This window comes from Calditrichota bacterium (genome assembly GCA_014359355.1).
In the GTDB taxonomy this organism is placed as follows: domain Bacteria; phylum Zhuqueibacterota; class Zhuqueibacteria; order JANLFK01; family Oleimicrobiaceae; genus Oleimicrobium.
In genome coordinates, this window is sequence record JACIZP010000028.1 from 1 (window position 1) to 22,068 (window position 22,068).

14 protein-coding genes are annotated in these 22,068 nt (G+C 62.3%); all 14 read right to left on the reverse strand.

Annotated features, from left to right (window positions below):
• Positions 1-560 precede the first annotated feature (560 nt).
• Positions 561-2,456, reverse strand: a complete 1,896-nt coding sequence (locus H5U38_01220; GenBank protein ID MBC7185633.1) for a PAS domain S-box protein — start codon at positions 2,454-2,456, stop codon at positions 561-563.
• 561 nt (positions 2,457-3,017) lie between these two features.
• Positions 3,018-3,443, reverse strand: a complete 426-nt coding sequence (locus tag H5U38_01225) for a response regulator (protein ID MBC7185634.1) — start codon at positions 3,441-3,443, stop codon at positions 3,018-3,020.
• Positions 3,352-4,326, reverse strand: coding sequence for a hypothetical protein (locus H5U38_01230; GenBank protein MBC7185635.1), 975 nt, complete (start codon positions 4,324-4,326; stop codon positions 3,352-3,354). Before H5U38_01230 ends, H5U38_01225 begins: the two co-directional genes overlap by 92 nt.
• A 220-nt stretch (positions 4,327-4,546) precedes the next feature.
• On the reverse strand, positions 4,547-5,737 hold the full coding sequence (locus H5U38_01235; GenBank protein ID MBC7185636.1) for a response regulator: 1,191 nt from the start codon (positions 5,735-5,737) through the stop codon (positions 4,547-4,549).
• Positions 5,734-6,945 carry an HDOD domain-containing protein gene (locus tag H5U38_01240; GenBank protein ID MBC7185637.1) on the reverse strand — a complete coding sequence of 404 codons (1,212 nt, stop codon included), beginning with the start codon at positions 6,943-6,945 and terminating at the stop codon, positions 5,734-5,736. Before H5U38_01240 ends, H5U38_01235 begins: the two co-directional genes overlap by 4 nt.
• Positions 6,914-8,551 (reverse strand): response regulator, encoded by a 1,638-nt coding sequence (locus H5U38_01245; GenBank protein ID MBC7185638.1) that lies wholly within the window; start codon positions 8,549-8,551, stop codon positions 6,914-6,916. The genes H5U38_01240 and H5U38_01245 overlap by 32 nt, the downstream gene beginning before the upstream one ends.
• Positions 8,548-9,015 (reverse strand): response regulator, encoded by a 468-nt coding sequence (locus tag H5U38_01250; protein ID MBC7185639.1) that lies wholly within the window; start codon positions 9,013-9,015, stop codon positions 8,548-8,550. Before H5U38_01250 ends, H5U38_01245 begins: the two co-directional genes overlap by 4 nt.
• A gap of 89 nt (positions 9,016-9,104) precedes the next feature.
• Positions 9,105-12,629, reverse strand: a complete 3,525-nt coding sequence (locus H5U38_01255) for a PAS domain S-box protein (GenBank protein MBC7185640.1) — start codon at positions 12,627-12,629, stop codon at positions 9,105-9,107.
• Between the two features lie 20 nt (positions 12,630-12,649).
• Entirely contained in the window at positions 12,650-16,462 is a 3,813-nt protein-coding gene (locus H5U38_01260) for an ATP-binding protein (protein MBC7185641.1), read from the reverse strand.
• A complete protein-coding gene (locus H5U38_01265; protein MBC7185642.1) occupies positions 16,422-16,730 on the reverse strand; it encodes a hypothetical protein in 309 nt (102 codons plus the stop codon). Before H5U38_01265 ends, H5U38_01260 begins: the two co-directional genes overlap by 41 nt.
• A 73-nt stretch (positions 16,731-16,803) precedes the next feature.
• Positions 16,804-17,268, reverse strand: a complete 465-nt coding sequence (locus H5U38_01270) for a hypothetical protein (protein MBC7185643.1) — start codon at positions 17,266-17,268, stop codon at positions 16,804-16,806.
• Positions 17,265-17,777, reverse strand: a complete 513-nt coding sequence (locus H5U38_01275) for a response regulator (GenBank protein ID MBC7185644.1) — start codon at positions 17,775-17,777, stop codon at positions 17,265-17,267. The genes H5U38_01270 and H5U38_01275 overlap by 4 nt, the downstream gene beginning before the upstream one ends.
• A 10-nt stretch (positions 17,778-17,787) precedes the next feature.
• Positions 17,788-18,594, reverse strand: coding sequence for a response regulator (locus tag H5U38_01280; protein MBC7185645.1), 807 nt, complete (start codon positions 18,592-18,594; stop codon positions 17,788-17,790).
• 50 nt (positions 18,595-18,644) lie between these two features.
• The gene (locus H5U38_01285; GenBank protein MBC7185646.1) at positions 18,645-22,055 is read right to left on the reverse strand and encodes a PAS domain S-box protein; all 3,411 of its coding nucleotides are present in this window, start codon (positions 22,053-22,055) and stop codon (positions 18,645-18,647) included.
• Between the last annotated feature and the right edge of the window lie 13 nt (positions 22,056-22,068).

Sequence of the window (22,068 nt, forward strand, 5' to 3'; positions counted from 1 at the left end):
TTTTGGCAACAGACGTGCCACTGCCGGGACGTTGACCACACCCGGGGAAAGAGAGCCGCAACCTTAGCAAAACAAAGAGATAGCAATGGCGCTCGAAGACGCCCCAAACGAGTCTCCGGCCATATCCGGAAACAAGGGTAGGGAGTTTCTTCTCCCCAGGGAACCTTTTTTCCTATTGAGGGACGTTCCCAGTCGTCATGCGGTTGGAGGCGCAGGGACCGGGATCAAGCGGCTGAGGCGCTGTGGGAACTCGCGGGCGGAAGAAGACAAGGCGAGGCGAGAGGTTTCTGGCGCGGTGCTCTTGGGAAAGCATCAAGACGGCGAAGGGAGCGACAGGAGCTCGTGGGCAGGCAGCCCCCGCGCAAACGACGCACTTTCGCAGGCGGTGCTGGGCGGGTCACGCGAGCAAACCAATACTTTCACGCGGTCGGGGAGGCGTTCTTCGCTGACTGCGTCGCGCTTCGTCGCAGACGCCTCTGGTGGTCGCATCGCAATGCGCCCCCTATCACTGGCCGCTTGGCAGAGAGCTGCTCTTCGCTTCCGCGAGAAGGACAACCAGGCTACGGCGCAGGAAAACTGATGCTGAAATGGGTGCCCGGGCCGTCCCTCAAGAGCTGGATTTCCCCCTCGAGCTGGTCCACGAGGGTGGTCACCAGTTGCATGCCCAGGGAATTCGTCGCACGGAAGTCAAGTGCAGAGGGGAAGCCAACGCCGTTGTCGGCAACGGCCAGCAGGCACCTGCCGTCTTCCCGCTGGAAACGTACGCGGATCATCCCTTCCTGCTGCTCAGGGAAGGCATGCTTGAGAGCGTTACTCACCAGCTCGTTGACAATGAGCCCACAGGGGATCGCCTGGTCTACGCCCAGCTCGACCTTCTCCACGGCGAGTTCGGTGCCCACCCGGCCATTGGTGGCGTAGGAGCGCACCAAGCCGCTCACCAAGCTTTGCAGGTATTCGCCAAAGTCGATGCGGGACAGGCTCGCCGAGCGGTACAGCTTCTCGTGAATGAGGGCCATGGACTTGACGCGGTTCTGGCTGTCGCGCAGGGCCTGCGCAGCCTCCGGCGAGGTAACCCGATCGCATTGCAGGTTGAGCAGGCTACAAACCACCTGCATATTGTTCTTCACGCGGTGGTGGATCTCCTTGAGGAGCATCTCCTTTTCGCGCAGCGAGGCCGCCAGCGTCTCCTCGGCCATCTTGCGCGCCGTGATGTCCTGGGCAACGCCGTTCTGTCCCACAACTTCATCGCCTTCAATCATCGGGTTGGTCATGAAACTGAACCAGCGCACCTGGCCGTGCTTGTCGACAGTGCGAAACTCGAGGAATAGAGACCTCTGCCTGGTGAGGACTTGCTGCTTGTAAGCCTGGGCGACGCGTGGCCGGTCATCCGGGTGGACGAAGCGTAGGTAGCGCTGTCCGAGCAACTCCTCTTGGCTGGTGAAGCCCAAGGCGCGCACTGCTGCCTCATTGGCATAGGTAATCCGCCCGCGCAAGTCGACGTTCATCAGGAAGGCTTGGGTTCCTTCCACGATGGCCCGGAAGCGTTCCTCGGTGCGCCGGAGCTGGTCCTTGGCGCGCTTCCTGGCAATAGCGTTGCCCAATATCTCGCCCAGCACGCGGAGGAGGACAAAATAAGACTCTGGCCATGAGCGCTGCGAACGCACAGAGTCGAAACCAACGAAGCCAATGAGTTCGCCCCCGGAAACCATGGGCACCGCGATGAGGCTCTGGATGCTCTGGGCCTGGAGGATTTCCTTTTCTGCGGCCGCCTCTTCCGGGAGGGAGGCCACACACGGGATGTAGATGTTCTGCATGGCACGCAGCCTGCTCATCCACCATGGAAAGGCCTCGACGGGGAGCGCCTGCAGGTTATCGATCTCGGCGCTTATCCCTTCGGCGACCCACTCATGGGTGCAGCTCATGGTGGTGCCACCATCCGAAAAGACGAACACATAAGCGCGGTCAACGCCGGTGAAGGAGCCGACGGCCGCCAGCGCTGCGGTGATCCCCTCCCGCATCTCATCAGCGCGCAGCCGCACCAAATCGGTCGCCAGCTTGGCGATGAGGTCTTCGAATGCCAGCCGCTCCTTCAGGGCCTGTTCGACCTTTTGTCGCTCCTGGATCTCGCATCGCAACACGGCATTGGCTGCAATCAGTTCTGCCGTGCGTTCGGCCACCCGTCTTTCCAACTCCTCGTGGGCCTCTCGCAACTTGCGCTCGGCACTCTGGCGCTCGGCGATCTCCTTGGTCAGTTGCAAATTCAGGCGCTGCAGCTCAAGGGTCCTGGCGCGCGAGGAGCGGCCAAGGAGGATGTGGGCTGCCATCCCCAGCCCGGCCACGACCAAGAGCAGCACCGCTCTGTCCCACCGCCTCCGGTCTGAAGTAACGTCCCCACCGCCGACTAAGTCAGGGACCAACCCTGCCTGGCACAGCATCCCCGCCTCGGGGTCCGACAAGACTCTCTGCCACCTTAGCAAGGCATGCAGCCGGCGGATGGAGAGCTGGTGCCTCGCCCCCCACTGCACTTCACCAGCACGGCAAACAACGAGCACGGCTCTGGCAGGCGCCCAAACCCAGCAAACTCGCAATCTTTCGGCTGCGTTCTCCTGCCGAACAAGGCTCCCTCCCCCCTGCGGAAAGTTTCCTACGCCCTCGCTCTGCAGCCACAGCAGAGTATCACCAGCATCTGTCCCATGCTTCGCTCCTTCCTCCTCCGGCGCAAAAAGCGCGGAACAGGCGCGGTGGAAACATCCCGGCGCTGTCCTGAGCGACGCTCGCGCCACGTCCGACTCCCCTGACCTGGTTGAATGCATCCCATGCGCGATGGCGGACCACTGCGATGCGGGGACGACGCCTCCGGGGAAGAGCCACGGTGTCGCCACCACCGTCCAGGCATTGAGCAGTGCAAAAGCCACGACTACCATTGCGGAGCTACCTACGACCAAGAGTCCACGGTTGCCAGCCCCAGCCCTCAAGGCGAAAGCTGCTCGTCCCATTTGATCGCGATGACGACCACCTCAGTGACGTTGGCCCTGTGGGCCGGCGGTTTCGCTATTGAGAAGCCACGCCAAACCCAACTGCCGCACCGCCTTGCGCAGATAGCTTGTCGCGCCCAAGCCGTATGCCTGCACCAAGTCCTGTTCAGCCTCAGAAGCAGTGAGCACTACCACCTTCAGGTCCTTGGTGCGCTCGTGGCTGCGGATGCGTCGCAGGACCTCCAGGCCATCGATCTTCGGGAGCCTGAGGTCCAAGAGGACCAGGTCCGGCAAGGCCTCAAGCGTCTGTCCCTCGTAGTGGCCCTGGCAAAGGAGATAGTCCAAGGCCTCTGCCCCGTCCCGGACAATCTTGACCTCACAGGGCACACTGCTCCGGCGCAAGGCGCGCATGGTCAGCGCCTCGTCTGCCGGATCGTCCTCCACAAGCAGTATTCGCCGTCTCTCCATCTGTGCTACCCTCATGCTCCGGAAGGGTGAAGTAGAAGGTCGCCCCCTGCTCCACTTGCCCTTCAGCCCACACTTTGCCACCATGCCTGGCCACCACGCGCTGCACGGTGGCCAAACCAATGCCGTTTCCTTCGAACTCGCTCAACGAGTGCAGCCGCTGAAACGGAACGAAAAGCTTATCTGCATAGGTCGGGTCGAAGCCAGCGCCATCGTCGCGCACAAAGAAGACCGCTTGCCCTTCTGCCTGGGGTGGGCGATGCTCGCGCAGCTGGCCAACTTCTATGGTAGCCGTTTCGTGCTTGGAGGTAAACTTCCACGCGTTTCCAATCAGATTCTCCAGAACAACCCGGAGATAGCCCTCATCTGCCCACGCGGTCATCCCCTCGGCGATCACAAAGTGCACCTGCCGCTCGGGGTGGGCGAAGCTCAGATCGGCGGCGATCTGTTTGGCCATGGCCGTGAGGTCCACCCGCCCGTAACGGAGCTCCCCCCGGTGGCTGCGCGAAAACTGCAGCAGGTCGTTGACGAGCTGGGTCATGCGCTGGGCTGCTGCCCGCAAATGGCGGAGGTACTGCCTACCTTGCTCATCGAGCTGGTCGGCATAGTCTTCCAGCAGCGCATGGGCAAATCCCTCGATGCATTGCAGCGGCGAGCGCAAGTCGTGCGAGACGGTGTAATTGAACGACTCCAACTCCTTGTTCGCCTCGGCCAGCTCTGCAGTGCGCCGCCGGTTCTCCTCCACCAGGTCCTTGTGCTCCAAGGCGTGCCGGATGGTGGTCGCCAGGTCGACCTCGTCGCACGGCTTGATGAAGAAACGATAGATGGCTCCCTCATTGATGGCGCGGATTGCTCCCTCCAAGGTGGCCTTGCCACTGAGCATCATCCGCACTGTGTTGGGGTAGCGGCGCCGCACCTCTGCCAAGAGCTCGGACCCACTCATCCCCGGCATCTGCTCATCAGAGACTACCACGTCCACAGGGGTGCTGGCAATGAGGCGCAGCGCCTCTGCCGCCGAGGTGGCACAGAGGATCTCGTAGGGCTCTTTCCGCAAAGAGCGGCGAAGTGCAGCCAGCACATGCGGCTCGTCATCCACAAAGAGGACCTTATGCGCCATACCCCTGCCTTTCCGCCCGATCCACCGTGACCTCTTCTTTGACCTTCGGCACCAACACGCGGATTGGCTCCCTGACGCCAATCCGTTTGGCAAAGTTCTGCAGTCTATGCAGGAGAGCCAGACTCACTTCCTGTCCATCTTTTGCAAGCAAGAGGCCATTGCGCGTAAACACATCCTCGGCGAGCACCATGGTCGTGTTCAGGTCGCGCACCCGCACGAACACCTCTTCCATCTCCACGCGCAGCGAGGGCATGGAAAAGAGGGTGGCGACCAGCAAGGGTTGGTAGTCTTCGTCCTGCATGGCCAGGGCGCCAATGGCCTGCTCGTGACTGGCGCCAGCCAGGAGTCTGTTGTCGAAAGCAAGGGCCACCTTAATCATCTGCGCCCCCACTACCTCGGGCTCAGAGCTTAGGAGCTCCGCAAGTTCTTTGCATTTCGGGAAGCGTTCGTCCTGGCGGGCGATCATGGCTGTGACCTTCTCCAGCCGAGGGATGGCCCGCAAGAGCTTTTGCGCCACCATGGTGCGCGAGGCATACATCTCGCGCTCCTCCTCGCTGAGCGGCAGATCCGCATACACCTTCTCCAGCAAGTCTTGCGGCAGCACCAAGCAGCCTATCTGCGAGAGGGAAGCGGCAACTTCATACTGCCACTGGTCCTGCAGGCCAAGGGATTGCGCAATGTGCCGCACAACGCGCTTGAGCCTGGTGCTCTGGCTGAACGCCAGCGGGTTGACCATCGCCAAGACCTCGCTCAGGACGTCCACCACGCCGCGCAAGGTGAGCTCCAGCAGTTCCCGTTCGGCGCGCTGCAGGTGGTACTGTTGCAGCGCTGCCTGCAGGGCCTTGGCCAGGTGTTCAGGTGGGCAAGGCTTGGTGAGGAAGCGGAAGACGCTCCCTTCATTGACCGCCGCCATGGCCATCTGGATGTCCGCGTAGCCAGTGAGCACGATGCGCACCGTGTCCGGGCTCATCTCCCGCACCTTGCTGAGCACGGCGATGCCATCCATGTCGGGCATGCGCAGGTCCGACACGACCACGGCGTAAGGCCCGTCCCGCTCAAACTTGACAAGGGCTTCTTTGCCACCCCGTGCGGTGTCCAGCGCGAAGCGAGCATGGAGAATGCGCTGATACCCGGCGAGGATGTTCGCGTCATCATCGACGCACAGGATGCGCTCGTTCATGGCGCAACTCCCTGGCTGTCCGGTGCGGTGCACAGTTCCTGCCATTCAGGCAGGGTGCACCTCAGGCCAAGTCTGGCCAAGTACTCCTGGTCAAGCTCCTCGTGATCCTCCGCATTTCCCAACTCACGCGCACGGTCCAGGACGTTGGCGATGTGCACTGCGGCAAGAGGGCTGAGCTGGCTGCCTTCGCAGCGCTGCGGCGCATGATGATAGGCCAACGCTTCCACCACCGGGTCGGGGAGGCCCCACAGCCCGAGGAGATAGGCTCCCACCTGCGCGTGGCCGGCGCCAAAGTGCTCCTCTTCGGCGCGCTGCAGACTGAGGCCCCGTTCTTTGGCGGCCTTCACCGCCTTCTCATACTCGCTGGGGAAATTGGCCGCAAGGACCAGCTTGCCGGCATCGTGCAACATTCCCGCCATGAGCGCCTCGTTCACGAAGCGGGAGTCGCCACCCCAGCGCAGGGCGAGGTGCCGCGCCACGGCGCACACGCGCATGCTGTGCTCCTCCACGGACTGCAAACTGAGGCCCGCCATCTTGCACTGCTCCAGTTGCGCAAAGACCCCCACGGCCAGCACAAGCGCGCGCACCGTTTCCATTCCCAGGTAAATCGTCGCCTGCACTGGGTCACCAATGGATTGCTGCAGGCCAAAATAGGCCGAGTTGACCAGTTGCAACACCTTGGCCGTCATCCCGACATCCTTGGCGACCAATTCGCCTACGGTGTGAATGGAGCCGCCCGGGGCCTGCAGCTCTGCCAACACCCTTTGGTAGAGTGTCGGCAGACTCGGCAGGGTAGTCATGTTCGCCACCAATCTGGTGAGTCGTTCTTCGGCGAGCACCCGCCGCAGGCCGCACGCCCGCCTGATGACTCTGCGGAGCAACTCCGAGTCGCAGGGCTTGGCCAGGTATTGGTGCGCGGTCCCCACGGAGCGCAACACGGTCTCGCGGTCGGAGTAGCCGGACAGCACGATGCGCACCGTCTGGGGCTGCATCTGCCGCACGCGCTCCAAGAGTTCGGCCCCGTCGATGCCGGGCATGCGCATGTCGGTGACCACCACGTCGAACGGCTCAGCCTGCAGAACGGCAAGCGCCTCCTCGCCGCTGGTCACAAAGCGCATCTCCCATTCCGCGCGCATGGGATGCAGTAGGCGCTGCAGCCCTTGCAGCACCTTCGGCTCATCGTCCACAAACAGAATGCGCCTCTTCATCGCTCTCTTCCCGCTGGTCCCCATTGATAGGCAAGCGTACGATGAAGGTCGTCCCCTTGCCCTCCTCGGTTTCGAAGCTGATGGAACCTTTGTGCTTTTCGACGACCACGCAGTGGGCGATTGCCAAACCCTGGCCTGTGCCGGTGCCCACGGGCTTGGTCGTGAAGAACGGGTCGAAGATGCGATGACGGATGGCCGCAGGGATGCCCGGCCCTGTGTCGCTGATGCGCATCTCCACCCAGCCGTTGCTGCGCTGCGTGCTGATGGTGATTTTCCCCTTGCGCTCCGGCCGCGCGCCCACCACGTCCTTGATGGCGTGGGTCGCATTGAGCAGAATGTTGAGAATGACCTGATTGAGCTCGTTTGGCAAACCCTGGATTTGTGGCAGGCTCTGGTCCAAGGCCAGCTCCAGCTCTGCCACGTACTTCCACTCGTTGCGGGCCACCGTCACCGTGGTCTCGATGGCCTTGTTCAAGTCCACTGCCGTCTTCCCCGGCCCACCGGGATGGGAGAAGGCGCGCATGGCCTGCACGATGTGCGCCACCCGCTCCACCCCCTCGAGCGTCTGGTCAATGGCCAAGGGGATTTCACCCGCCAGGTAATCGAGGTCGACCTCTCTTTCCAACGCGTCAATGCTGGACGCCAGCTCCTGGCACGCCTCCACCTGCCGCGCCGCCTCTTTCAGCTCTCGATACTTGTGCATCAGGCTCAGAAGGCCGGCAAAGGAGTCACGCAGGAAACGGGTATTGTCGCCGATGAACTGGGTGGGCGTATTGATCTCGTGCGCAATACCTGCGGCTAACTGGCCTATTGACTCCAATTTTTGCGCCTGCAGCAGCTGCTGCTGCAGGATCTTGTGCTCGGTGACCTCCTCGGCCGCTACCAAGAACCCGGTCGGCCCGCCGCCGCGCGTGTGGTAGGGGCTGATGGTCACGTTCAAAAACCCTTCGCGCTCGTCTGGACGCTGGTAGCGAAATTCCTTCAGGGACACGGTGGTTCTGCTTTCGAGGCAAAGGGCAATCTGCTCCTCTATGGCTGACCATGACCAACGCAACGGACAGTCCCGAAAACGTTGTCCCACGGCCTGCGCCGCAGGGATTGCAAACACCGCTTCGGCTTGCTTGTTCCAGTGCACTACCCGGCCTTCGGCATCGACACCGATGAGCACCGAGGGCACTGCTGCCAAAAGTTCTTCGTTCTGCTTGTGGACCCTGGCAAGTTCCCGCTCCGCCGCATGCCGGTACAAGGCAATCTCGATGGCGATGTGGAGCTCCCGTGGCTCGAACGGCTTCAGCACGTAGCCAAAGGGGGTCGTAATCTTTGCCCGTTGCAGGGTGAGGTCGTCGGAATTGGCAGTGACAAAGATAACCGGCACCCCCACCGAGGTGACAATCTCCTCAGCAGCCTGGACACCATCGATCGCACCGCGCAGCTTGATGTCCATCAGCACCAAGTCTGGCTGCGTGGCTTTGGCCTTATCGATGGCCTGCTCCCCGGTGGCAGCGATACCTACCACCTGGTAGCCCAGATCGCGCAGCATGCCCTCCACGTCCCGGGCGACGATCGCCTCGTCTTCCACGATCAAGATGCGAGGCTTCTCACTCATGCTTTCCCTCCACCCTCGGTCACGGGAATCTCCTGCACGCACTCATCTTTGCACGCGTCCGCACTGGGAGAGCCGGCCGATGCGCCAGCGGTTGTCGCCTGCAGGGCCTTAGCAAGCGCAGCCGCCAGCACTTCGAGCTCGAACGGCTTCTGCAGGTAGCCGACAGGCCCGGTGGCCATGGCGCGCTCATAGGTCTCCGGGTCGGTATTGGCAGTGAGATAGATTACCGGGATGCCGTAGCGCGCCTTAATCTCCTGGGCAGCCTGCACACCGTCCATTTCCCCGCGCAGCTTGATGTCCATCAACACCAAGTCCGGCCTGGTCAGGCCCGCCTTGTCGATGGCCTGCTCGCCCGTGGCAGCGAGCCCGGTCACCACATACCCCAGGCGCTGCAACATCCCTTTCATGTCCAGCGCCACGATCTGTTCATCCTCGACCACGAGTATTTTCGCTTTGTCGTCCATCGTCGCTCGACCCATAGGCGTCATCGCGCTGCCATGCACACAAGCCTATGGCGCTCTTCCCTCCGCGCTGAGGCTTTTCCCTGCGTCCCTCAGCGCGAGTCCGGGAAGGTGATGACGAACTCGGTGCCCTGCCCTTCGCTCACCAGCTCGATCGTTCCGTCCAGCTGATCGGTGAGCGTGGTGACTAACTGCATGCCCAACGACTCGGTGTTGCGAAAGTCCACCTCCTTGGGAAAGCCCACGCCGTCGTCTCGCACGCGCAACACGATCTTGTCATCCTCGCGGTACATGCGCACCTGAATGGTGCCGGAGTCGCGTCCGCGGAAGGCGTGCTTGAAGGCATTGGACACCAGCTCGTTGATGATCAACCCGCAGGGGATGCCAGCGTCCACCCCAAGGGAGATGCCTTCCGCCTCCACCACCAGGCTGATGTTGACATTGCTCTCGTAGGAACGCGCCACCTGGCCGGTGAGCGTGCGCACATAGGTAGCAAAGTCAATGCGCGACAGATCATTCGAACGGTACAGCTGTTCGTGAATGAGGGCCATGGAGCGCACGCGATTCTGGCTTTCGTTGAAGAGCTCCAAAGTCTTGGGGTCTTCGATGTTGTTGGACTGCAGGCGCAGCATGGAAGAGATGACCTGCATGTTGTTCTTGACGCGGTGGTGGATCTCCTTGAGCAGCACCTCTTTCTCGCGCAGAGAGGCTTGCAGGGCCATCTGGGCCTTTTTCTGGGCGGTAATGTCGCGGCTTATGCCCACCAGCCCGACCGTCTTTCCTTCGGCATCAAGCAGGGGTACCTTGGTGCAGAGCAGCCACCCCGGCTCGCCGTTCGGAAGCACCGTCTCCTCTTCCCTGTTGACGGTCGCCTGTCCGGATTCCAAGACGGCGTGGTCTTCTGCTGCATAGCGCTCCGCTAACTCGGGCGGGCGAAAGTCAAAGTCCGTCTTGCCCAGTGCTTCTGCCTGCGACTGCGCGCCTAGGGCATGGAGGTGCGCAGCATTGTTCAGGGTAAAGCGCAACTCCGCGTCCTTGGCGTAGATGCTATCGGGGAGGCTGTCGATGAGCGTGCGCAGCAGATTGCGCTCCTCGGCCAGCGCCTGCTCTGCCCGCTTGCGCGCCGTAATGTCCGCGGAAATGCCAAACGTGCCGATGATACGTCCTTCGCTGTCGCGAAGCGGCAGTTTGGACGTACGCACCCAGGTCACTGAGCCATCCGGCCAGGTCTCCTTTTCCTCTATGCCCAGGATGGGTTCACCAGTGCGGATGATTTTCTGCTCATCCTCGTATGCGGCGCGCGCATGCTCCTCGCTGAAAAAGTCAAAGTCACTCTTGCCTAACACCTGCGCCTCGTCGTCGAGGCCAAACTTTGCCACGAGCGACTTACTCACCCGGATGAACCGGCTCTGCGAATCTTTGAAGTAGATGTTGTCGGGGATCGAATCCATGAGCGCTCGCATCAACGCCTGCTCATCGGCCAAGGCCTTGTACAGCCGCGCATTGACGAGCGCGGTGGCGACATGGTCTGCGATGATACGCAAGGCTGCGATGTCTTCATCCGAGAAGGCCGCTTCCTGGGCGCTCTGGATGGTCATGGCGCCGAGGACTTGACCGCGGGCGATCAAGGGCAGCGCGACCTCCGAACGCGTTTCCGGCAGAAATGGGTTCTGCAGATGGAGCGGGTCGTCCTCCACGCGCTGCGCCACGCGCACTTGGGCGTTGGTGATGCACCAGCCGATCATCGACTTGCCGCGCAGGGGTATTCTGTAGCCCCGCTCCACCATCTGCTGCCCTCGTGGCCCGGTACCGGCGCGCAGCACCGCCCACTGACCGCTCTCGTCCAGCAAGTACAGGCCCACGTAGTTGAGGGCAAAGCGTTCGCGGACCAGGTTGACCACTTCCGCAACGAGCTCGTCGGGGTCGAGGATGCTGGTGGCGGCGCGTGCCACCTCCGCGGCGGTCTGCAACTGCAGGGCGCGGCGCTCCAACGCGGCTTGTGCCTGCTTGCGCTCGGTGATGTCGCGAATGACCGCAAAGGTCGCCAGCCGCCCCTGATAGGTGATGATGGTGACGTTGGCCTCCACCTCCACCTCGGTGCCGTCTTTGCGGCGGAAGGCGGTTTCATAGCGACTGGGGACCTCCTCTCCGGCGCGCCGGCGACGCTGCCGCTCCATGAGCAAGGCCACCCCTCGCTCGGTGTAGACGTCGCGGTAGTCCTTGTTCATCAGCTCGTGCGGTTCGTAACCCAGCAGGCGGGCAAACTGCGAATTGAAGAAGACAAATCGGTCATCTTGGCTGATGACGATGGCATCGTTGACGTTTTCCACCAGGAGGCGGTACTTCTCCTCGCTGCGTCGGAGTTCCTCTTCCGCGCGCTTGCGCCGAATGGCCCCGGCGATCTGGTTGGAAACCACTTCCAGCAGCTCGACGTCGCGCTCGCTGTAAAGGTGGGGATCCCGGTAGCTCTGCACGGCAATCAAGCCGATGACTTCCTCTCCCTCCACGAGCGGCACCCCCAACCAGACCTCGGGTCTGCTGCCCCTGAGCGTGAGCTGGCCACTGCCCACCAGCTCGTCAAGCTCTGGCCCCCTCACTAACAGCGGGCAGCGCCCGTGAATCACCCGCGCGCAGAGCGAGTCGCCTTCAGAAAGCGAAAGTGGTTTTGCGTAGCTACCTCTCTCGTCCACCCAGTACGGGAAGGTGACTTCATCCTTCTCGGCATCATAAAGGCCGACGAAGAAGTTGGTCGTATCCACCGCTTCTACTAAAGCGCTGTGGATTTCCCGAAAGAGCTCTTGCAAACTGGCCGCGCGTGTGGCGGCATTGGAGATCCGGTAAAGCAAGGAGAGCAGGGTCATGGCCCGCCGCTGATCGGTGATGTCGGCAACCAAGGCCACGGTGCCCATCACCTTGCCCTGTGGGTCGTGGAGCGGAGCCCAAGTGCAGCGTGCCCAGAACCGCTCGCCGTTTTTCCTCTGCAGTGGGGTCTCGTGCTCCGCCAAATCCCCATGCAGGCAGGCATCTATCCACGTCTGCGCCGCGCCCCGCTCCTGCTCAGGAACAAACAGACCGACACCATTCGCCCCGACTAACTCCTCGAGCTCGTAGCCGACCATCGCGCAGAAACGTCGATTGGCGAAACGAACCAGCCCCTGTCCGTCGCAGTAGAGCAACCCCTCGTTCATTCCCTCGATGATGGCCGCCAGGCGCTGCTCGCGATCGTGCAGGACCTGCTCCAATTGGTGGCGATGGAGCGCCATTTCCACGGTGGCGCGCACCTCGCGCTCGTCAAAAGGTTTGAGCACGAAGCCAAAAGGCTGCGCCTGCTTGGCTCGTTCAAGCGTCGCGTCGTCCGAATGGGCGGTGAGAAAGACCACCGGTATGCCGTAGCACCTGGCGAGCTGCTCGGCCGTCTGGATGCCGTCCAGCTCGCCCCTCAGACCGATGTCCATGAGGACAAGGTCCGGGCGCTCCTGTTCTACGGACGCAAGTGCCGCCTTTCCGGACGCGACCCGGCCGGTGACTTGGTAACCGAGCTTTTCCAGGAGCCGCGCCAAGTCGGCGGCCACCAGGCTCTCGTCCTCAACAATGAGGATTTTCTCTCTCTGTTCCATTTTCCCCTTTCCTCGCGTTACTACGCCGTGCTGCGCAGCTCCCGTAACTCATGCCGACCTGGGTCGAAAGTGATGCGGAACTCAGTCCCTTGGCCATTGGCGATGAGTTCCACTTCGCCCTCAAGCTGCGTGGTTAAGGTATTGACCAATTGCAATCCCAACGATGGTGTATTGCGAAAATCCACGTCCTTGGGGAAGCCCACGCCGTCGTCCTTAACGCTGAGCACATACGTGCCGTTGGTGCGCTGCAGGCTCACGGTAATCTGTCCGCTCCTGCCATTGGGGAAGGCATGCTTCAGCGCATTGGACACCAGCTCGTTGACGATGAGCCCACAAGGGATGCCGGTGTCCACGCCCAGGCGCACGTCACTCACCTCAATGTTCAGGCAAATGTCTGACCGCCCGCTGTAGGAACGGAACAGGTGGTTCGTCAGGTTGCGCAGGTAGTCGGCAAAGTCGATGCGCGCCAAATCCTGCGACTGGTACAGCTTCTCGTGGATGAGCGCCATCGACTTGACCCGGTTCTGGCTCTCCTGGAACAACTCAAGCGCGTGCGGGTCGTCGATGTAGCTGGCCTGCAGGCGGAGCATGGAGGAGATGACCTGCATGTTGTTCTTCACGCGATGGTGAATCTCCTTGAGGAGCACCTCCTTTTCCTTGAGCGAGGCGGTGAGCTTTGCCATGGCGCGATTTCGTTCGGTGACATCGATGGCCATCTCGAACCGCACCTTGCGCCCGTCTGGCCAGCGAATGACGCGGTCGACCAAGTGGTACTCCCTGTCCACGATGGGATTGTGGAAGTCCCATTCGTAGGGCTCCCCGTCCAGCTCGCGGACACGCTCGTTGGTGCAGAAAGGGCAAGGAGCATCAAACCCCTGGAACTCTCGGTAGCAGATGCCGCCCACCAATGATTTGCCAAAGGCGCGTTCCAGGGCGCGATTGGCGAACAAGATTTCGTACGTGTCCATGTCCGCCACGTAGATGGGCTCGCTGATGCTTTCCATGACCGACAGGAGTTGCTGCCTCTCGGCGCGCACTGCCATTTCCGCCTGTTTGCGTTCGGCAACCTCCGCGCTGAGCGCGCGATTGACCTTGCGCAGCTCGGCAGTGCGCTGCGCCACCCGCCTCTCGAGCTCGGCATTCCGTCGCCGCACGGTCCTGGTGCGCCACTGCACCGCGCCCATGCCGATGCCCGTAAACGCAACGGCTGCTGCAAGCTTGAACCACCACGTGCTCCAGAATGGCGGCACTACTTCCACGGCGAGGCCAACGCCCGGTTCGCTCCACACACCGTCCATGTTCGCCGCCTTGACCTTGAACTGGTACTTACCGGGAGGCAGATTGGTGTAGGTGGCAAACCGCCTAGTGCCCACATGGTTCCAGTCCCGGTCAAAACCCTCCATCTTGTACGCATAGGAGATGCGCGCCGGGCAGAGGAAGTGCAAGCCGACGAACTCAAAGGTGAGCACTCGGTCGGCATAGGAGAGACGCAGGGAGTTACTCTCGCCGATGGCCCGCTGCAACAGGACACGGCCATTCACCGGTTGACCAATGGGCACCGGCTGATTGTAGAGCTGAAAACCGGTGAGGAGCACTGCCGGTGGCACAGGGTCGTCTTGCAGCGCCTCAGGGTGAAAAGAGTTGAACCCATCTACGCCGCCAAAGTACATGGTGCCGTCGCGGGCCAGCAGGTAGGCGCCGGCGTTGAACTCGTTGCTTTGCAGGCCATCGGCCACGCCATAGGTGCGAAAGGTGCCAGTGGCCGGGTCGAAGCGCGACAGGCCGGCATTGGTGCTCATCCACAGTCGGCCACGGCCATCGCGGAGCACGCCGTATACTACGTTGTTGGCCAGCCCTTCTGCCTCAGCGTACACAACGCAGCGTCCGGAGGCTATATCCAAGCGGTTGAGGCCCCCGCCAAAGGTGCCGAGCCAGACGATTCCTTGCTCGTCTTGGTACACGGCGGTGATGTAGTCGGTGCTCAGACCGTGCGGGTCATTTTCTTGGCGCAGATAGCGGCGGCAGCGTCCAGTGCGCGGGTCAAACAGGTTGAGCCCAACTCTGGTGGCTATCCACAGCCTGCCCGAATCGGCCGCACAGATATCCAGGACCTGGTTATCACTCAGTGATGTGGAATCGTCCGGGTCGTTGGTGAAGCGGGTAAAGTCATTGCGGCGGTGGTTGTAGCGGGCCAGGCCCTGCGTGGTGCCCACCCAGAGCACACCCTCTTGATCGCAGTACAAGGTTCTGACAAAGTCAGCTGGCAGCGCCTGCGGGTTCTCCTCGTCACCGCGGTAGCGGGTCATGTTCCCTGTGGTCCGGTCCATGCGCACCAAGCCGCCGCCATAGGTGCCTATCCACAAGCTACCGGTGGAATCCTCTGCCAAGGCGAAGACGCGTCTGCCGGTGGTGGCGCTGAAACGCGTCGTGTCAAGGAAGTAGGATGTAAAGGACGGCTGGCCATCCGCGCCGCGGCGCATGCGGGACAGGCCGTTGTCGGTGCCGATCCAGACGTCGCCATCGCGGTCTTCCACGAACGCGCGCACGGAGTTGTCGCAGAGCGAATTGGGATCGTCCGGATCGTGGCGGTACAGAGCAAACTTGCTGAGGTGCACTCTGTAGGAGCTGGCCCCTTTCATAGTGCCCACCCAGAGCACACCGTTCCGGTCCTGGAGCAGGCTCCACACGACGTCGCTGCGCAGAGAGTAGGGGTCGGAGGGGTTGTAGGCATAGTGAGCCGCCCTGCCGGTGGCTGGGTTGTATTTGACCAGGCCGCCACCCCGAGTGCCGTACCACACGTTCCCCTGCGCATCCTCCAGCACCGTCCACAGCCTCTCGCCCGGGATGCCCGGGCGAGGATGCACCCTGCCGATGTGGTGGATAAACACACCGCTCGCCGGGTCGAACTCGTCCAGGCCGCCGTCGGTGGCTAGCCAGAGCGTGCCCCTGCTGCTCTGACAGATACCACGCACATAGTCATCGATCAGGCTCTTCGGAACTCGTGGGTCGTGGCGGTACTGCCAGAAGCGGCCCTGCTCACGGTCGAACAGGTTCAAGCCGCCGCCGTCAGTGCCCACCCACAGGCGACCGGAACGGTCTTCGTAAACGCACCGCGCAAAGTCGCTGCTCAGGGAAGTGGGGTCGCCTTCCTTAGCGCGGTAATGGACAAAGGTGCCGGAGGCCCGGTCAAAGCGGTGGAGGCCGGCATCCAAAGTGGCCACCCAAAGGATGCCCTCATGGTCAAGGCATAGGCCGGCCACATTGAAGCTGCTCAGGCTGGTGCTGTCCTGGAGGTCGGGCAAATACGTGCGAAATTGCTCGGTTGCCGGGTCGTAGTAGCTCAACCCCCCGCCGTAGGAGCCAACCCACACGCCGCCCTGCGGATCTGCGCACAGCGTGAAGATGTTGATCAGGGGATTGACGCGTGCGGAGCCCGCTTTCCGCGGGTCAGAGCGAAACACGCGGATAGAGTACCCGTCGTACCGGTTCAAGCCGTCTTCGGTGCCAAACCAAAGGTAGCCCTTGCTATCCTGGGCCGTGCAGTAGACCATATTCTCGGACAGCCCGTCGGCGACGGTCAGGTGCGTGAAGCCGCGTGGTTCTACATGGCCGCCGGCGGTGCCTGCCAGGGCGACCGTCGTCAGCACCCAGGCTGCACTCATGGCCCACTTGCGCCGGTATCGGCAGTCCTTTTGGTGTTTGCCCCTGCCCCTACTGCGTTCGTGGCACTGTCCAGTCAGGCAGAGCGCAATGGTGGTGTTTTCCCCCTTGGTGGCGCACGCCGACTGAGGTTCATTGCTCAGCAGGTTCTTCCGGGAATTGACCGTTTCCATCTTCCTCCTCCGCAACCTCCACCCACGGTGCCGGCCTGCGTTGTGACCCACTGTGCTCCGGCACCCGGTCATCCAGCTCCACATCCCGAGAAGCAATGGTGAACTCAGCTCCCTCCTGGCTCCTCCGCGTGACAATGTCTTTTCCCATGAACTCAACCATCTTCATCACCAACCCGTAGCGCAGCGATCCGCTGACAATCGTATCGAACTGCTCCGAAACGGCCCTTTCGGCGTCGGCCATGCCCCGGCGGGCACGGTTCGAAGACACCGAGGCAGTATGCCCCCGCTCCGCTCATCTTCGTTTCGTTCTCACTGACCGCTATCTCCGCCGCGTACTCCGTTCAGGCAACAGCAGGCTGGTGCGGCCGTATCGTCGCGGGCCGCTTCGCGGCAGGCAGTGCCACTGCGCACGCCTGGCGGAGGTCCGCGCTGGCCGTAAACAGGCACCTCGCTGTTGCTTGCACCGCCTGGCGCACGCGGGCGGCGTCCTCAGGGCAGGTCACCTCTACCAAGAGTAGAGGGCCGCTGCCCTCGCCGCTCAACCGCTGCACGGCAAGCCCCAGGCGCAGGGTGTCCAACGGTGGGTGTAAGACCTGATGCGGGACATCTTGCAGCATGCGCTCCACAATCGAATCCACCAAGCAGGGGCTCATGGCCACCAATACCGCGCGGCCGTTGAGTTTGTTCAGCAGCCGCCTGAGCTCCAGGGCATCCACAAAGCGCATGATGTCCCCAATGCAGATCACCAGCTGCGCCCCCTCGCAGGGCGATTCTGATGAGATGTCCACCTCGCGTTCTTCCTTCATGTCCGCGCCTTTCTCTTGGCTCTAAGCTTTCGCCTGGGGTCCTTCGCACTGGAAATGGGTGACAGGCGGAGGGGAGCGTGCTCCTCACTGGCAGGGCGCGCATCGTGCAATGAGCTGCCCCTCACCAGGCAGCATAGTCCCAACTGCTGTGCCGACTTGCGCAGGTAGCTGCTTGCGCCGAGGCGATAGCATTCCACGAGGTCTTCCTCCGAGTGCGAAGAGGTCAGGACCACGACCGGTATGTCCTTCGTGTGCTCATCTGCCTGGAGGCAGCGCAACACCTCCATGCCGCTCATGTCTGGCAGACCCAAGTCCAAGAGGACCATTTCCGGCTTGTAGCTCAGGTCTCGACCGGCGAACTGCCCGGTGCCGAAGAGGTACTGCAGCGCCTGCGTCCCCGTGTGCACCGTCACGATGTCACCGTGCACGTACGCCTGGCGCAGCAGACGCACCGTGAGCCTCCGGTCGTCTGGGTCGTCCTCCACCAAAAGAATGTAGGGCTTTGCCATGGTCTCCTCCCTATGCTCTTGGGCCGCAGTTTGCGGCCAAGCCCCGCCCCGCGTCGGGCACCTCCGCGTGCTCAGGCGTCTGGACGTGCCGCAGCCGCAGCAGGTAACCGATGACCCCAACATCAGTCAGAGCCTGGATGGTGCCACCCACCGCCACACGAGGGGCGTCGTGCGTGAGCAGGCTGAAGGCAACGGATACGGCTCCAGCGAGCCCCTCCTGTGCGAGCATGGCGACCTCCGGAATGGGCTGTCCTGGCGCCGAGACCAGCAACTCCCCCAGGGGCAACCCGATCGCCTCGTGTTCGCTCCAACCGGTGAGCGCCTCTGCCGCAGCATTGAGGTAGACCACCTCCACCTTCAGATCGGCCACCATGAGCGCCTCTTCTGCGCTGCTGAGCGCGGCACGCAAGAGCCGCAGCGCGAGTTTGAGCTGCCGTTCCCGCCTGCCGTGGTGCAGCGCCAGTTCCACAATGCTCCGCAAGTCCTTCTCCTCGAAGGGCTTGCAGATGAAGCCATAGGGGTCGGTCTGCTTGGCGCGCTGAAAAGTGCCCGGATCGGTGATGGCGGTAAAGTAGACCAGCGGGACATCGTGGGTTGCTCTTATCTGCCGTGCCGCCTCGATGCCGTCCATCTCTCCCTTCAGCCCGATGTCCATCAACACCAGGTCAGGCCGTTCGCTCGTGGCGCGGCGCACGCCTTCCTCGCCGGTGCGCACAATCCCGCAGACCGCGTAGCCAAGGTTGCGTAACATTGCTTCGAGGTCCTTGGCCACAATGATTTCATCCTCGATAATGAGCACTCGTGCTGCCGGTTCCATGCTACCCTCAGCCCTTTCTTCTCCTGCCTGGCGCGCGCCAGCACGCGGCGTTATTCATCTCGCTTGAAAAGAATCCTGAACTCCGTGCCTTCTCCGTTGCAGTTGAGCTCGATGGTGCCGTCCAATTGTTCGGTGAGCGTCGTCACCAACTGCAGCCCCAACGAGTCGGTATTGCGAAAGTCAAGGTCTTTGGGAAAGCCAACACCGTTGTCTTTGACCCTCAGTTCGTACATGCCGTTCTTCGGCAGCAAGCTGACCTGCACCTCACCGCTTCTCCCGTCCGGGAAGGCATGTTTCAAGCAGTTGGAGACCAGCTCGTTGATGATCAAGCCGCAAGGGATGGCGGCATCGATGCCCAGCGACACCTCCTCGGCGTGCGTGGTCAGCGTGATGCGTTCCGGGTTCACGCTGTACGAACGGAACAGGTCGTCGGTGAGCTTGCGAATGTAGTCGCTGAAATCGATCCTGCTCAGGTCGCGCGACTGGTAGAGTTTCTCGTGAATGAGTGCCATGGAGCGCACGCGGTTCTGGCTGTCCCTGAGTACTGCCTCCACCTCCGGGTTGGCGACGCACCCGGATTGCAGATTGAGCATGCTGGAGATGACCTGCATGTTGTTCTTGACCCGGTGGTGGATCTCTTTGAGCAGCACCTCCTTTTCCCGAAGGGAGGCCTTGAGCTGCTCGCTGGAGCGCTTGCGCTCGATGGCCATAGCCGCCTGATTGGAGACGAACTGCAGGATGCGCTTCTCTTCCTCGCCGAAGCGTACCCCCTCGGTGTAGCTCTGCACGGCAAGCACGCCGATGGTGCCGGTAGTGCCGACCAATGGGACCCCTAACCAATCCACCGAGGGCGTGCCGATGGCGTCTATTTCACCGCTGGCCACCAATTCCGCAAAGCCCTCGCGCCGAACCAACAGCGCAGTGCCTTTCTTGAGCACATACTCGGTCAGCCCCCGGCCCAGCTTGCGCGGCTTGGGCGGCTCATCGTTCTCGTCCACGAAGTAGGGGAAGCTCAGCGTGCCGGTCTCAGGGTGGTGGAGCGCGATGTAGAAGTTGCGTGCCGGCATCAGTTCCCCGACGATGGCGTGGATGGAGTGGAAAAGCGCCTGCAGATCGTCGGCACTGTTGGCCGCCTCGGAAAGCTTGTAGATGGCCTCGCGCACCTTCTCCTCCCGCTTCCGCGCGGTGATATCCCGAAAGACCACTTGCGAGGCCAATTGCCCGCCGACTACCACGGGACTGGCTGCAACCTCCACGTCCACCACCGTACCGTCGGCGCGGAGGAACTTCTCCTCGATGGCGGGCACCGGTTCGCCGGTAGCCATCATCTTCTGCACGCGCTCGAGCACGATCTGCCGGTAGTCGGGGTGCACGCAGTCCATGACCGAACCGCCGAGCATGGCCTCCGGCCCTTCGTAGCCGAGGATGCGCGCCGCTGCCCGGTTGGCGAAGAGCACCTTGCCTTGGCTGTGGATGACGATCCCGTCCGGCGAGGTCTCCACCAGGTTGCGGAAGCGCTCCTCGCTCTCCTGCAGAGCTGCCTGGGAGCGTTTGCGCTCGGAGATGTCGGTGTACACGGCCACCACGCCATGCAATTCGTCACCCACGCGGATGGGCGAGCCCGAGACGATGACGTCCACAGGGGTGCCGTCCTTGCGCAGGCGTACTGCCTCGTGGGCGAGGATGTCCTTGCCGCTCAGCACATGCTGGGTGAGCCCCGTCGCCTCCTCACGAACCTCTCCTTTGGCGATGAGCTCGTCAATGTCCTTACCCAGAGCCTCCTCACGGGAGTAGCCGAAAATGTGCTCTGCTGCCTTGTTCCACTCCACCACACGGTGGTTGTTGTCCAGGGTGACGATGGCGCTGGGCGAGTTGACCAACACCGACTCCAAGTACTTCTGCCGCCGCTCGATTTCCTGCTCGGCCTGTTTCCGCGCAGTGACGTCACGCACGATGGCCACGTAGCCCCGCAGCCGGCCGTCAGCCGCGTAGATGGCCGAGGCGCTCACTTCGGCCAGGAAGCTGCTCTTGTCCTGGCGGAGAAGAGTCTGCTCCAGTTCTACGACCTGACCGGGAAGGCACGAGGGCAACATGTTGCGGGCGTGCCGGCGTGCCTCCTCGGGCAGGACCGCAATTGCCGGCCTGCCCACCATCTCTCCTGGCGAGGCGAATCCAAATAGCCCGGCGGCCCGCTCATTAGCTGCCATGAAAATACCCTCTGGGTCCACGAGCAAAATCGCTTCTGGCGAGGTGCGCACCAGGGTTTCGTACAGCCACTTCGCCTCCTTCAGCGCCGCCTCCTGGCGCTTGCGTTCGGAGATGTCGCGCACAATGCCCTCGGTGCCGGTGCAGTGCCCATCGTCGTCAAGGATCAACCGGGCGCTCACGGAGGCATGGAATGGCGTACCGTCGGCGTACTTGAGGCGCACCTCAAAATCCCTCACCGAGCGCTGCCTGGCCAGCTCCGCCAAGAACGCCGCACGCTCCTCCGCGCTGAAGAACACCGTTTCGACGTGCCTACCGATGAGCTCCTGCCGCTTGTACCCGTAGCGCTCCACCGCCGGACTGAGTTTGCGCAGGAGTCCGGAGTTGTCCGCAAGGAAGTAGATGTCTTCCATGTTGTCGAAGATACTGCGGAGGTTCCGCTCGCTCTCGCGCAGGGACTCCTCGGCGCGGCAGCGCTCGCTTGCCTCCATGGCCAGGGCAACCATGTCGGCCATGGAGCTGGCAAAGGCCTGCTCCTCCACGGTCCAGTGCCGCGCCGGACCCACATGTTCGTGGCAGAGCACACCCACGGTGACACCATTGACCCGAATCGGCGCGTCCAACATGGAAGTGATGCCCAGAGGTTCCAAATAGTCCGCCGCAAACTCGCTGGTTTTCTCGTCCGCGCGCGCATCGTGGGCCGGGATGACCCGTTCTTCTTCCAATGCGCGGAAATAGGCGGGGTAGTGGGCGGCGTGCAGCTCATGACCAGAGGTGTGGCGGTTGGCGGCCAGTTCGTAGAGGTTGAGACAACGGATCTTCGTGCGCTCCTCCACGTACATCCACACGCCCACGCGCGCCACCTCCAAGGTGTGGGCAGAGGTCTCGGTGATCTGCTGCAAAGCCGCCGCGAGGTTGCCGCTGAACAGCAGCGGACTGCTGGTCAGCCTGGTCAATGCCTGATTGTAGCGGCGCAACTGCTCTTGTTCCCGGCGCTGCACCTCATCGGCCTGAAGGCAAAGGTTGATCTCACGCTCCAATGAGGCCTGCCTTCGTTCCAGCAGGCGAAAGGTCCCTTCCACCAATGCCACTGCCCCGCCAAGAGCCAGGAGCCACGCCAGCGCATCATTCCCCACCGGCAGCCCCCGCACAAAGTAGTAGTAAGCATGCATCGCGCCAATAAGGGCAAATGCCAGGACAAGGACAGTTATCCTGGCGCTGCGCAGATCCCCTCGGTGTGGAGAATGGTTATCCACGTGTTGCTCCTTT